The organism is Geodermatophilus sp. SYSU D01036, from assembly GCF_054050435.1.
Map to the genome: position 1 here is coordinate 14,924 of NZ_JBJGZJ010000021.1, position 13,113 is coordinate 28,036.

Consider the following 13,113-nt stretch of genomic DNA (forward strand, 5'->3'; position numbering starts at 1 on the left):
GAGGTCGTGGGTGCCTGCTCGCCGCCTCCTCCCTCCGCGCGCGCCGCGGCGGGTGGCGACCATCTCGGTGCACACCAGCCCGCTCGACCAGCCCGGCGCCGGCGACGCCGGGGGCATGAACGTCTACATCGTCGAGGTCTCCCGCCGGCTGGCCGCCCGCGGCATCGCCGTCGACGTCTTCACCCGCGCCACCTCCAGCGACCTGCCGCCGGTTGTCGAGATGAGCCCGGGCGTGACCGTGCGGCACGTCAGCGCCGGCCCGTTCGAGGGCCTGGGCAAGGAGGAGCTGCCCGGCCAGCTGTGCGCCTTCACCGCCGGCGTGCTGCGCGAGGAGGCCCAGCACGAGCCGGGCCACTACGACGTCGTCCACTCGCACTACTGGCTCTCGGGCCAGGTCGGCTGGCTGGCGCGGGACCGGTGGAGCGTGCCGCTGATCCACACCGCGCACACCCTCGCCAAGGTGAAGAACGCCGCGCTGGCCGACGGCGACCGGCCCGAGCCGCGCGCCCGCGTCATCGGCGAGGAGCAGGTGGTCGCCGAGGCCGACCGGCTGGTGGCCAACACCGACGAGGAGGCCGACCAGCTCGTCGAGCACTACGGGGCCGACCCGCGCCGCACCCTCGTCGTCCCCCCGGGCGTGGACCTCGACCGGTTCACCCCCGGCGACCGCGCCGCCGCCCGCCGAGCGCTGGGCGTGCCCGCCGACGCCGTCGTGCTGACCTTCGTCGGCCGCATCCAGCCGCTCAAGGCGCCCGACCTGCTGCTGGCCACCGCCGCCCGGATGCTCGAGGACGACCCCGCACTGCGCTCCCGGCTGCAGGTGCACGTCGTCGGGGCGCCGAGCGGGTCGGGCCTGGAGGCGCCGCGGCAGCTCGAGGAGCTCGCCGCCCACCTCGGCGTCGCCGACCTGGTGCGCTTCCTCCCGCCGCAGCCGCCGGACCGGCTGGCCCTGCACTACCGCGCCGCCGACGTCGCCGTCGTCCCCAGCCACAACGAGTCCTTCGGCCTGGTCGCGCTCGAGGCCCAGGCCTGCGGCACCCCGGTGGTCGCCGCCTCGGTCGGCGGCCTGCGGACGGCGGTCCGCGACGGGGTGTCCGGCGTCCTGGTCGACGGACGGGACCCGGGCGCCTACGCGGCGGCGGTCCGCGCGGTCCTCGCGCGCCGGCAGCTGATGGGCGCCGGCGCGCGCCGGCACGCCGCGGCGTTCTCCTGGGACCGCACCGCCGACGCGCTGGTGGCCGCCTACTCCTCGGCCGCCGCGGAGATGGCCGCCGCCGCCCGGCGCAGCCGCGCGCTCGGCTCGCTGCGGCCGGTGGCCGGGACGCAGGTGGCCTGGTGAACGAGGTGGCCTGGTGAACGAGGTGGCCCGGTGAACGAGGTGGCGCGGTGAGCGAGGTGGCCCGGTGAGCGAGGGGATCGGGGAGGCGCCCACCACCCGCGCCGACGTCGTCGCCGCCCTGGACGCGGTCATCGACCGCACCCTGCGCGAGGCCGACCTGGTGCACGAGCACCCGGCGCCGGGCCGCTGGCTGGTCGACCTCCCGGGCACCAAGAAGCTCAAGACGGTCTGCGGGCTCATCGTGGGCGAGCACGCGCTGCGGATCGAGGCGTTCGTCTGCCGCCAGCCCGACGAGAACCGCGAGCAGCTGTGGACCTACCTGCTGCAGCACAACGCGCGCATGTACGGCGTCGCCTACTCGATCGACCGGGTCGGCGACGTCTACCTCACCGGCCGCGTCCCGCACGCCGCCGTGACCCCGGAGGAGCTCGACCGGCTGCTCGGCGCGGTCCTCAGCTACGCCGACGACCACTTCAACACCATGCTCGAGATCGGCTTCGGCACCTCGATCCGCCGGGAGTGGGAGTGGCGGGTCAAGCGCGGCGAGTCGCTGCGCAACCTGGAGGCCTTCGCCGCCTTCGCCCAGCAGGGCCGGACCGGGCGCCCGGCCGACGGCGGGGGAGCGTCCACCGCGGACGGCGGGGGATGACCACCACCGGGCGGCCCGCGGCGGCGCCGGCCGTCGAGGAGCGCCCCGGCTACGCCCGGCGGTGGTGGGTGCTGGCCACGATGACCGTCTGCCTGCTCGTGGTGATCACCGGCAACACCACGCTCAACGTCGCCATCCCGACGCTGCAGCGGGAGCTCGGCGCCACCCAGGGCGAGCTGCAGTGGGCCGTCGACGCCTACATCGTGGTCTTCGCCGGGCTGCTGTTCTCCTGGGGCGTCATCGGCGACCGGATCGGCCGCCGCCGGGTGCTGCTGATCGGGCTGGCCGTCTTCGCCGGCGGCTCGGTGCTGGCCGCCTTCTCCGACAGCCCGCTGGAGCTCATCGCCTGGCGGGCGGTCATGGGCGTCGGCGGGGCCGCGGTGCAGCCGACGACGCTCGCCGTCATCACCAACGTCTTCCCGCCGGGCGAGCGCGGCCGCGCCATCGGCATCTGGGCGGCCACCGCCGGGCTCGCCGTCGCCGGCGGCCCGCTGGCCAGCGGTCTGGTGCTGACGCACTTCTGGTGGGGCGCGATCTTCCTCATCGGCGTGCCGGTCGCCCTGGTCGGCGTCCTCGGCACGCTCGCGTTCGTGCCCGAGTCGCGGGACCCCGACCCCGGCCGGCTCGACGTCCCGGGCGTGCTGCTGTCGATCGCCGCGCTGGCCGGGCTGGTCTACGGGATCATCCACGGCGGCTCGGGCGTGGGCTGGGGGACGCCGGGGGTGCTCGTCCCGCTGGTCGGCGGCGCGCTGCTCATGGTGCTGTTCGTCTGGCTGCAGCGGCGCTCCGCGCACCCGGCCCTCGACGTCTCGCTGTTCCGCAACCCGGCGTTCTCCGCGGCCGCCGCCGCGCTCGGCCTGAACTTCTTCGCCCTGATGGGCGCCACGTTCTACCTCGTCTACTACCTGCAGGGCGCCCGCGGCTACGACCCGCTGCAGTCCGGCGCGGCGCTCATCCCGGTGGCGCTGGGCATGGCGGTGATGGCCCCGCGCAGCTCCCGGCTGGCCGAGCGGTTCGGCGCCAAGGCCGTCTGCGCGGCCGGCTTCGGGCTCATCACGCTGTCGTTCCTGGGCTTCCAGCTGCTCGACCAGGCCGCGCCGCTGTGGCTGCTGCTCACCACGCTGACCGTGCAGGGGCTGGGCATGGGCGCGGTGATGGCCCCGGCCACCGAGTCGATCATGTCGGTGGTGCCGCGGGAGAAGGCCGGCGCGGGCGCGGCGGTGAACAACACCGTCCGCCAGGTGGGCGGGGCGCTCGGCGTCGCGATCCTCGGCTCGGTGCTCGCGACCGCGTACGCGGCCAACGTCCGCGGCGCCGTCGACGTGCTGCCGGCCGGGCTGCGCGACGAGGCGAGCACCTCGATCGCGGCGACCCTCGAGGCGGCCGGGGCGACGGCGGACGAGGCGCGGGCCGCCGGGGACACCGAGCTCGCCGCGGCCGCCGACGCGCTCGCCGACACCGCCCGTGACGCCTTCGTCGCGGCGATGCACCTGACCGCCGTCGGGACCGCGGCGGCCGCGGCGGTCGCCGCCGTCGTCGTCCTGGTGTGGCTGCCCGGGCGGCGCGAGACGGGCACACGGGCCACCTGACGGGCCTAGCGTGGGTGCGTGCAGGAGCCGCCCGCCGCGCAGGAACGGCTGGGCCGCGCGCTGATCGGGGTGGTCGCCGCGTCCGGCCTGGTCTACCCGCTGCTGCTGTGCGCGGTGCAGCTGGTGCTGGCGCAGCTGTTCGTCGTCGACGTCGCCGCCACCGCGCTGTGGCTGGCGGTCGCGCTGACCTGCAGCGTGGCGCTGGTCGCCGCCGTGCGCTGGGGGGCCGCCCGCCGGGTGCGGAGCCCCTGGCTGCTGCTCGGGCTGGTCCCGCCGGTGCTGTACGAGGCGTGGGTGCTCTGGCCGCTGCTGGCAGGATGACCGGTGTGACGACGTCTGCGGAGAACGCACCCGGCACCCTGGTCCTGCTCCGCCACGGCGAGAGCGAGTGGAACAAGGCCAACCTGTTCACCGGCTGGGTGGACGTCGAGCTGTCGGAGAAGGGCCGGGCCGAGGCCACCCGCGGCGGGCAGCTGCTGGCCGAGCACGGCCTGCTGCCCGACGTGCTGCACACCTCGCTGCTGCGGCGGGCGATCACCACCGCGGAGCTGGCGCTGGCCGCCGCCGACCGGCAGTGGATCCCGGTGTGCCGCTCGTGGCGCCTCAACGAGCGGCACTACGGCGCGCTGCAGGGCAAGGACAAGGCGGCCACCCTCGCCGAGTACGGCGAGGAGCAGTTCATGACCTGGCGGCGCTCCTACAGCACCCCGCCGCCGCCGATCGAGGCCGGCAGCGAGTTCTCGCAGGACGCCGACCCGCGCTACGCCTTCCTGCCGCCGGAGGTGCGCCCGGCCACCGAGTGCCTGGCCGACGTCGTGGTCCGGATGCTCCCGTACTGGTACGACGCGATCGTGCCGGACCTGCGCAGCGGCGCCACCGTGCTGGTGGCCGCGCACGGCAACAGCCTGCGGGCGCTGGTCAAGCACCTCGACGGCATGGGCGAGGACGAGGTGGTGGGGCTGAACATCCCCACCGGCGTCCCGCTGCGCTACGACCTCGACGCCGACCTGCGGCCGGTCAAGCCGGGCGGGGAGTACCTCGACCCCGAGGCCGCCGCGGCCGCGATCGAGGCGGTCAAGAACCAGGGCAAGAAGTAGCCCCGACGCACGAGGGCCCCCACCGCAGGCTGCGGTGGGGGCCCTCGTGCGTCGGGCGGTCAGACCGCCTGCATGTCCCGCTCGCCGGTGACGAGGAAGACCACGCGGCGGGCGACGCTCACGGCGTGGTCGGCGAACCGCTCGTAGTAGCGGCCGAGCAGGGTGATGTCGATGGCCGACTCCATGCCGTGCGTCCAGCCGGGGCTGAGCAGCTCGGTGAACAGCTGGCGGTGCAGCTGGTCCATGAGGTCGTCGTCCTTCTCCAGCCGCGCGGCGCCCTCGACGTCGAGCTTGGCGATGACGGCGCCGACCTGGGTGACCAGGCTCTGCGCGACGTGGCCGGCCTCGAGGAAGATCGGCCGCACCTCGGCGGGGACGGCGGACTCCGGGAAGCGCATCCGGGCGAGCTTGGCCACGTGGACGGCGAGGTCGCCCATGCGCTCGAGGTCCCCGACGATGCGCATCGCGGTGGTGACCGTGCGCAGGTCGGTGGCGACCGGCTGCTGGCGGGCCAGCAGGGTGAAGCAGCGCTCCTCGATGCTCTCGCGCATCGCGTCGATGTGCTCGTCGCCGGCGATGACCAGGTCGGCGAGGGCGACGTCGGCGTCGAGCAGCGCAGTCGTGGCCTTGTTCATCGCCGAACCGACCGAGTTGGCCATCTCCACCAGGCAGTGGTTGATGTCCTCGAGCTCTTCGCGGTAGTGCTCGCGCACGGGTCCTCCTCGTCGGCCGGCCGTCCACCGGGTGCCGCCGTCCGGACACCATCTGCTCGGTGCGCCGTCCTGACGGTTCGAGGGTAGGCGGTGAGGAGACGCCGGACGGGCCCGATCGGTGAACGAGGGGGCACTCCAGCGTGAACAGTCGCCCTACCCGGTTGCGCCACCACTCACACGGGGGATGACCGGGTCCGGCTGCGGCCTAGCATCGGCCCCGTGAGCACGCTGGTCGCCCTCGTGGCCGGCTTCGCCGTCGGCGCCGTCGTGGCGGCCGTCGTCGTGCTGCTCGTCCGCCGGACCGCCGACGGGCCTGAGCGCCCCGGCGACGACGACGCGCGGAACGCGCCCTCCGAGGCGCTGCTCGCCCGCCGGCTGCTCGACCTGATGGACCCCGCGGTCCTCCTGCTCGACAAGGACGACGCCGTCGTCGTGGCCAACCCGACCGCGCGCGGGCTCGGCATCGTCCGCGAGCGCCGGCTCGTCGTCCCCGCGCTGCAGGACCTCGTGAGGCAGGTCCGCCGCCGCGGGCACCGGCGCTCGGACGTCACCCTCCCCGGCGAGGTCGTCGGCGGCGGCACGCGGCTGGTCGGGGCGCACGGCGTCCGGTTGGACACCCCGCCCGGCGAGGTCGCCCCCTCGGCCGTCCCCGGCCCCGTGGCGCTGGTCCTCCAGGACGTGACCGAGGCCCGCCGGGTCGAGGCGGTCCGGCGCGACTTCGTCGCCAACGTCGGGCACGAGCTCAAGACGCCGGTCGGTGCGCTGGGCCTGCTCGCCGAGGCCGTGCAGGGCGCCGCCGACGACCCGGAGACCGTCCAGCGCTTCGCCGCGCGGATGGCGCACGAGGCCGACCGGCTGGCCCGGCTCGTGCGGGAGCTCATCGACCTGTCCCGCCTACAGGGCGCCGAGCCGCTGCCCGAGCTCGTGCCCGTCGACGTCGACAGGGTGCTGGCCGAGGCCGTCGACCGCACCGGCCTGGCCGCGGCGGCCAAGGGCATCACGATCGCCGTCGGCGGGGCCCACGGCCTGGTCGTGCGGGGTGTGGAGGCCCAGCTGACGACGGCGGTCACCAACCTGCTGGCCAACGCGGTGGCCTACAGCCCCGAGAACACGAAGACCGCCGTCGGGGCGCGGGCGCGCGGCGGGTTCGCCGAGATCGCCGTCACCGACAGCGGCATCGGCATCCCGCGGGCGGACCGGGAGCGGGTCTTCGAGCGCTTCTACCGCGTCGACCAGTCGCGGGCCAGCAGCACCGGCGGCACCGGCCTGGGCCTGGCGATCGTCAAGCACGTGGCCAGCAACCACGGCGGCTCGGTCAGCGTGTGGAGCGAGGAGGGCCTCGGCTCCACCTTCACGCTGCGCATCCCCCTGGCGGTCGAGGACCGCCGCGAAGCTCCCGGTACGGCCGCCGGTGCCGCGCCGGTCCTCCAGGAAGGACGGTCATGACCCGAGTGCTCGTGGTGGAGGACGAGGAGTCCTTCTCCGACGCGCTGTCGTACATGCTCGGGCGGGAGGGGTTCGAGGCGGTCGTCGCCGCCACCGGCCCCGACGCCCTGGCCGAGTTCGACCGCGCGGGCGCCGACGTCGTCCTGCTCGACCTCATGCTCCCCGGCCTGCCGGGCACCGAGGTGTGCCGGGCACTGCGTTCCCGCAGCAACGTCCCGATCATCATGCTCACGGCCAAGGACTCCGAGGTCGACAAGGTCGTGGGCCTGGAGCTCGGCGCCGACGACTACGTCACCAAGCCGTACTCGGCGCGCGAGCTGGTCGCCCGGATCCGGGCGGTGCTGCGCCGCCGCGGCGACGTCGAGGCCCCTGCCGACGGCGCGCTGGAGGCCGGCCCGGTGCGGATGGACGTCGAGCGGCACGTCGTCGCCGTCGACGGCGAGCCGGTGGCCCTGCCGCTCAAGGAGTTCGACCTGCTCGAGCTGCTGCTGCGCAACGCCGGCCGGGTGCTGACCCGCGGCCAGCTCATCGACCGCGTCTGGGGCTCGGACTACGTGGGCGACACCAAGACCCTCGACGTCCACGTCAAGCGGCTGCGCGCCAAGATCGAGCCCGATCCCGCCAACCCCAAGCACCTGGTGACGGTGCGGGGCCTGGGCTACAAGTTCGAGCAGTAGCCGGAGGGCCGGCACCTCACCGGGCCGGGACCAGCCGGGGTCACTGACCCCGGCCGGTCTCCTCCTGGAGCTCGTCGATCTTCCGGGACGCGTCGGCCTTGGTGATGTCCTCCGGCACGTCCTCGCCGGCCTGGCGGGCCAGCGTGTGCAGGTAGCTCTTCTGCGCCCCGGTGGCGGGCTCGTCGCCGGTCACCCAGTCCGACGGGTCCTTCTCGGCGGTCGGGTCCCCGGCCTGGCCGGTGTTCGCGTTCGATTCGCTCATGTGTTCGATGCTAGGCGTGGGTGAGCTCCGCCGCAGGCCGAGCGGCCTCTCCGGCCCCGGAGGCCCGCGCGGCCTCCCAGCGCCGGCCGGTGCGGTAGACGTGCACGCTCCCGCAGGCGGGGCACTCGACCGCCATCGCGATGTGGGTCGGGTGGTTGGCGACCGACCGGATGCGCCGTTCGGCGACCAGCTCGTCGGTCCGGGTCACGGGGCAGGTGATCAGCAACATGGGACGAGCGTGCTCCGCAGCCGCACCCGGGACGAGTGGCAGGGGTGACATGGATCGCGTCTTTCCTGCCATGATGTCGGTGTGACCGGATCCGACCGCCCGCTCGTCGTCAGCCTGCTCGCCGGCGACGGCGTCCTGGGCGCCTTCGGCCTCGGCGTCGCCGCCGAGGTCTTCGGCTACGACTACCGCCGCTTCGGCATGCCCCGCTTCGACTTCGCGATCGTCACCGACCGGCCGGGGATGGTGCGGACCGACACCGGGCTGACCCTCTACGTCGAGCACGGCCTCGAGCGGCTGGCCGTCTCCGACGTCGTCCTGGTCACCGCCTGGGAGAAGCTCTCCGCGCCCGTGCCGCCGGAGGTCATCGACGCGCTGCGCGCCGTGCACGCCCGCGGCGGCCAGATCATCAGCCACTGCACGGGCGCGTTCGTCGTCGCGGCGGCCGGGCTGCTCGACGGCAAGCGGGCCACCACCCACTGGCGCTACGCCGGGGAGTTGGCCGCCCGCTACCCGCAGGTCGACGTCGACCCGCGGGTCCTCTACGTCGACGAGGGCACCCTCATCACCGGCGCCGGCACCGCCAGCGGCGTCGACGCGTTGCTGCACTTCATCCGCCGCGAGTGGGGTGCCGCGGCGGCCAACGCCCTGGCCCGCGAGATGGTCGTGCCGCCGCACCGCGACGGCGGCCAGGCCCAGTACATCGACGAGCCGGTCGCCCGCTGCGAGGACGACCTGCTCGGCCTCGTCCTGGACTGGGCCCGCGCGCACCTGGCCGAGGACATCAGCGTCGAGGTGCTCGCCCGCCGCGCGCTGATGAGCCCGCGCAGCTTCGCCCGCCGCTTCAAGGCCACCACCGGGACGACGCCGCACGCGTGGCTGCTCGGTCAGCGGCTCGCCGCCGCGGAGACGCTGCTCGAGGAGAGCGACGCGCCGGTGGAGGAGATCGCCCGGCTGGTCGGCTTCGGCACCGCCGCCGGGTTCCGCGAGCAGTTCAGCCGCCGCCGCGGCGTCTCGCCGCGCGCGTACCGGCAGACCTTCCGCACCGGCGGCGCCCGGGTCGAGCTCGTCCCGGCGGGCGAGGACCCCGCCGCCTAGGGGACCCCGCCGCCCAGGAGACCCCGCCGCCCAGGAGACCCGGCTGCGTCAGCCCAGGGGGACGGGGCGCGCGACGCCGACCAGGGAGTCCAGCCGGCCGGCGTTGCTCGGGGCGAGCGGGCTGCGGACCACCTGCGTCAGCGCGAACCCGGCCCGCGCCAGCAGCATCGCGTGCGTGCGCGGGGTGAAGTGCCAGATGTGCTCGGCCGGCTTCAGCGTCCACCAGCGGGTGCCGAGCAGCCGCGCCGGCAGCGACGAGACGTACGGCGTGGAGAACAGCACGACGCCGTCGTCGGCCACCAGGGAGCGGGCGGTGCGCCAGAAGTCGAGCGGGTCGGGCACGTGCTCGACGGTGTCCCACGCGCAGACGACGTCGAAGCCCGGCTCCAGCGGCGCCTCGGCGAGCTGGCCGCAGAACACGTCGAGCCCCAGCACCTCGGTGGCGTGCTTCGCGCCGGTGCGGGACAGCTCCACCCCGCTGGTCTGCCAGCCGGCCCGGCGCGCCGCGTCGAGGAACAGGCCGTAGCCGGCGCCGACCTCGAGCAGCCGGCCGCCGGCGGCGCGGCCCCGGACCCGGTCGAGCAGCGCGAGCCGCCCGGCGGTCCAGGTGCGCTGCAGCAGCATCGCGGGGTCGAACCGGCGGGGCTCCTGCGCCGCCCCGTCGACGGCGCTGCCGTACACGCCGCCCTCGAAGTAGCCGACGTCGTCGTAGAGCCGCTGCAGCGCCTCCGGCCGCAGCCGGGGGCTGATGAACACCAGGCCGCAGGACGGGCAGCGGACGACGCCGAACGGGGAGAGGTCGTGCACGAGCCGGCCGGGCACGCCGCACAGGCAGCACCCGACCGCCTCGGTGTCCTCGGGGGTCCAGGTCACCGGGCCGGGGCTCACCGGGGGGCTCACGCCGGTCAGCCTACGGAGCCTCCGGCGATCCCCCCGGTACCGGTCCGCGCCGCGCCGACCGGCGGGTCGGTCGCCCCGGAGGCGCCGTCGGCGCGCTCGCCGAGCTCGGGGTAGCGCTGGGTGACCAGCGCGGTGATCCTCCGCCGCACCGCCGTCGAGACCAGACCGTCACCGTCCGGGCCGCCGTCGGTGCCCAGCAGCTCGCCGGGCACGACGACGTAGCGGTCGGGCGCGGCGTCGGCCTGGGCGAGGAACGCCGCGCGCACCGCGTCGGCGTCGGCGTCCGCGGGACCGGCGGTGACGGGGGAGTCGACGACCACGGTGAGGTCGGGCAGCAGGCCGCGGGTGGCCCACAGCGAGGTGCGGAAGATGCGGTCGGCGTCCAGGCCCTGCCCGGCGCCGTGGAAGGCGATCGAGGTGTCCACGTAGTGGTTGCACACGACGACCTCGCGCCGCTGCAGCGCCGGCCGGATGACGGTGGCCACGTGCTCGGCGCGGTCGGCGGCGGCCAGCAGCGCCGCGGTGTAGGCGGCCACCGGGTGGCCCTCGCCGTCGGTCGCGCCGGCCTTCTCGGGCGCCGGCGGGTAGAGCAGCGTGCGGACCTGCCGGCCCAGCGCCGTGTCGCTCGGCTCGTGCGTGGCCACCACCGGGCGGCCGCAGTCGCGCAGCACCTGGGCGAGCTCGGCGGTGTAGCGGCGGGTGAGGTCGCGGTCGGCGCCCTCGACGACGACGAACAGGCCGGTGCCGCTGGCCGAGGCCGACAGGATGTCCGAGCTGCCCCACAGCAGCCGGAACACGTCGCGCGGGCGGGTGCCCGGCCGGCCGCGGGGGACGACCTGGCGGACGGCGTAGGCGCTGACCAGCAGCGCGAGGACGCCGCCGATTAGCAGCGTGAGACCGGGCCCGGTGAGGCTGAGCATCAGCTCGCCGACGCGCAGGTCGTGGTTGCCGAGCAGGCCGGCCAGGCCCGGGCCGACGGCGACCGACAGCAGCAGGACGATGCGCACCGAGGACACGACGAAGGCGAACACCCGGCCGCGCAGCCGGTCCTCGACCTCGAAGCCGATGAGCGTGTAGCCGATGATCCAGGAGATCCCCGCGAACAGGCCGACGAGGAACGCCGCCATGGTGGCGAGGACGAAGTCCTGCAGCAGGGACATCGCCAGCAGCGCGATGCCGGCCAGGCCGATGGAGCGGGCGAACAGGCTGCGCCGCGGGATCGTGGGCAGGATCCGCGGCCCGACCAGCATGCCGAGGGCCAGGCCGGTGAAGACGATGCCGAACACCACGCCGTACCCGGCGGCACCGGCGTCGAGGGTGGCGATGTAGAGCTGCGCCACGCCGATGATCAGCCCGCCCGCCCCGAACGCGCCGATGACGCCGACGTACAGCGCGCGCATCAGCGGCTGCCCGCGCAGGAAGGAGACGCCCTCGACGACGAGGGAGAACACGTTCGACGACGACTGCCGGTCGACGGGCGTCCGCGGGATGAGCCGCCGGGACAGGAACACCGTGGTGGCCGAGAGCGCGAAGCTCGCCGAGTTGAACACCAGGGCGACGACGATCGCCGTCCGCGCGTCCGCGGCCCCGCCGCTGCCGGGGAACACCCGCGCGGCCGTGGACAGCAGGGCGAACAGCAGCGACGCGACCGGCACCGCGCCGTAGACGCTGAACAGCGACACCTGGTTGGCCACGGCCAGCCGCTCGCGCGGCACGATCGCCACCCAGATCGCCTGCTTGGCCGGGTTGGTGAACAGCCCGACCGCCTCGACGAGGAACTGCGCGACGTAGAGCCAGGTCAGCTCGTAGCTGAAGGCGATCGACAGGTACAGCGAGCAGGCCAGCAGGTCCCCGACGACGACGGTGGTGCGCCGGTCGAGCCGGTCGGCCAGCGCGCCGGCGATCGGGCCGAGGAGCAGGTCGGGCAGCAGCCGGGTGAGGATGACGCCGGAGATCGCCGCGCCCTGGACGCCGAGCGACTGGTCGCGGGTGAGCTGCTGGGCCATCGCCGTGGTGGCCAGCAGGCCCAGCCAGTCGCCGAGGCTGGAGACGGTGATCGCCGCCCACATGCGGCGGAACACCGGGATGCGCAGGAGGACGAGCAGCGCGTTCTCCTGCGCCCGCCCACTGGCCGACGACCCCGCCGGGCGCGCGCGGGGGCCCGCCGCCTGTCCGTCGCTCACAGTCCTCGCCGTCCGGTCGTCGCGGGTCGTCCCCAGCAGGGTAGTGGCGGGCGGTGCCGATCCGGCCTCCGCCGCACCTCGGACGGGGGAGTGACGCTCAGCCGCCGGGCCGCAGCCGCGGCAGCGGGAGGGGCACCGGCGCCGGGCTGGCCGGGTGCGGGGCGATGAGACCGAGGTCCAGCCGGGCCTCGGTGAGCCGGCGCAGCTCGGTGTAGGCCGCCGGGCCGAGCAGGGCGGTGAGCTCGGCGGCGTAGGTGACCACCAGCGGCTCGGGGGAGACGTGCGCGGCCGGCGAGCCGGTGCACCACCAGTGCAGGTCGGCGCCGCCCGGGCCCCAGCCGCGGCGGTCGAACTCGCCGATCGTGCTCACCAGCACCGTCGTCCCGTCGGGCCGCTCGACCTCCTCCTGCTCGCGGCGCACCGGCAGCTGCCAGCACACGTCGGGCTTGGTGAGCAGCGGGTGCAGCTCCTCGCGCAGCGCCATCCGGTGCAGCGCGCAGCCGGTGCCGCCCGGGAAGCCGGGGCGGTTGAGGAAGACGCAGGCGCCGTCGACCAGCCGGGTGCGCAGCGAGCGGACGCCGCCCTCCTCGGGGGCCACGTCGTCCGCGCTGTCCTCCTCGGTCCAGGCGCCGCGGCCGAGCGGCGCGAGCTGCCAGTCCTCGTCGGTGAGGTCGGCGACGGCGGCGGTCACCCGGGCGAGGTCGTCCTCGTCGCTGAAGAACGCGCCGTGGCTGCAGCAGCCGTCGTCGGCCCGGCCCTCGACGACGCCGGCGCAGCCGCGGCCGAACACGCAGGTCCAGGCGGAGGACAGCCAGGTCAGGTCGGCGCGGACGACGTGCCGCGGGTCGGCCGGGTCCGGGAACTCGATCCACTCGCGGGCGAAGTCCGGGTCGACCTCCGGCGGTACGTCCTGCACCGGTCCAGCCTAGGGACG

14 protein-coding genes are annotated in these 13,113 nt (G+C 75.2%); 8 read left to right on the forward strand and 6 right to left on the reverse strand.

The genetic code is table 11. The features are described from left to right. Window positions 1–10 precede the first annotated feature (10 nt). From mshA to ACI8AR_RS18285, 5 genes are all read left to right on the forward strand, one after another. Window positions 11–1,339, forward strand: a complete 1,329-nt coding sequence (gene mshA / locus ACI8AR_RS18265) for a D-inositol-3-phosphate glycosyltransferase (RefSeq protein WP_457052258.1) — start codon at window positions 11–13, stop codon at window positions 1,337–1,339. 64 nt (window positions 1,340–1,403) lie between these two features. Beyond that, on the forward strand, window positions 1,404–1,988 hold the full coding sequence (locus tag ACI8AR_RS18270) for a YbjN domain-containing protein (protein ID WP_457052259.1): 585 nt from the start codon (window positions 1,404–1,406) through the stop codon (window positions 1,986–1,988). Next, the gene (locus ACI8AR_RS18275) at window positions 1,985–3,577 is read left to right on the forward strand and encodes an MFS transporter (protein WP_457052260.1); all 1,593 of its coding nucleotides are present in this window, start codon (window positions 1,985–1,987) and stop codon (window positions 3,575–3,577) included. Before ACI8AR_RS18270 ends, ACI8AR_RS18275 begins: the two co-directional genes overlap by 4 nt. Before the next feature lie 18 nt (window positions 3,578–3,595). After that, on the forward strand, window positions 3,596–3,898 hold the full coding sequence (locus ACI8AR_RS18280; protein ID WP_456938209.1) for a hypothetical protein: 303 nt from the start codon (window positions 3,596–3,598) through the stop codon (window positions 3,896–3,898). A 5-nt stretch (window positions 3,899–3,903) separates the two neighbouring features. Next, window positions 3,904–4,674, forward strand: a complete 771-nt coding sequence (locus ACI8AR_RS18285) for a phosphoglyceromutase (RefSeq protein ID WP_457052261.1) — start codon at window positions 3,904–3,906, stop codon at window positions 4,672–4,674. Window positions 4,675–4,733: 59 nt separating this feature from the next. Here the strand turns inward: ACI8AR_RS18285 and phoU are convergent, their stop codons facing one another. Continuing rightward, entirely contained in the window at window positions 4,734–5,387 is a 654-nt protein-coding gene (gene phoU, locus ACI8AR_RS18290; protein ID WP_456926507.1) for a phosphate signaling complex protein PhoU, read from the reverse strand. Window positions 5,388–5,606: 219 nt separating this feature from the next. Between phoU and ACI8AR_RS18295 the strand changes: the two genes are divergently transcribed. Beyond that, a complete protein-coding gene (locus tag ACI8AR_RS18295; RefSeq protein ID WP_457052262.1) occupies window positions 5,607–6,833 on the forward strand; it encodes a sensor histidine kinase in 1,227 nt (408 codons plus the stop codon). After that, window positions 6,830–7,510, forward strand: coding sequence for a winged helix-turn-helix domain-containing protein (locus tag ACI8AR_RS18300; RefSeq protein WP_457052263.1), 681 nt, complete (start codon window positions 6,830–6,832; stop codon window positions 7,508–7,510). The genes ACI8AR_RS18295 and ACI8AR_RS18300 overlap by 4 nt, the downstream gene beginning before the upstream one ends. Before the next feature lie 40 nt (window positions 7,511–7,550). On the opposite strand, the gene ACI8AR_RS18305 is transcribed toward ACI8AR_RS18300, so the two are convergent. Then, window positions 7,551–7,772, reverse strand: coding sequence for a DUF3072 domain-containing protein (locus ACI8AR_RS18305; protein WP_456926510.1), 222 nt, complete (start codon window positions 7,770–7,772; stop codon window positions 7,551–7,553). Between the two features lie 10 nt (window positions 7,773–7,782). Next, a complete protein-coding gene (locus tag ACI8AR_RS18310) occupies window positions 7,783–8,001 on the reverse strand; it encodes a hypothetical protein (RefSeq protein WP_457052264.1) in 219 nt (72 codons plus the stop codon). Between the two features lie 81 nt (window positions 8,002–8,082). Between ACI8AR_RS18310 and ACI8AR_RS18315 the strand changes: the two genes are divergently transcribed. Continuing rightward, the gene (locus tag ACI8AR_RS18315) at window positions 8,083–9,096 is read left to right on the forward strand and encodes a helix-turn-helix domain-containing protein (RefSeq protein ID WP_456938202.1); all 1,014 of its coding nucleotides are present in this window, start codon (window positions 8,083–8,085) and stop codon (window positions 9,094–9,096) included. Between the two features lie 48 nt (window positions 9,097–9,144). Here the strand turns inward: ACI8AR_RS18315 and ACI8AR_RS18320 are convergent, their stop codons facing one another. The 3 genes from ACI8AR_RS18320 to ACI8AR_RS18330 form a co-directional block, all read right to left on the reverse strand. Next, entirely contained in the window at window positions 9,145–9,996 is an 852-nt protein-coding gene (locus ACI8AR_RS18320) for a class I SAM-dependent methyltransferase (RefSeq protein WP_457052265.1), read from the reverse strand. Window positions 9,997–10,001: 5 nt separating this feature from the next. Further along, window positions 10,002–12,179, reverse strand: coding sequence for a bifunctional MFS transporter/dTMP kinase (locus tag ACI8AR_RS18325; RefSeq protein ID WP_457052266.1), 2,178 nt, complete (start codon window positions 12,177–12,179; stop codon window positions 10,002–10,004). 97 nt (window positions 12,180–12,276) lie between these two features. Next, a complete protein-coding gene (locus ACI8AR_RS18330) occupies window positions 12,277–13,095 on the reverse strand; it encodes a hypothetical protein (protein WP_457052267.1) in 819 nt (272 codons plus the stop codon). Between the last annotated feature and the right edge of the window lie 18 nt (window positions 13,096–13,113).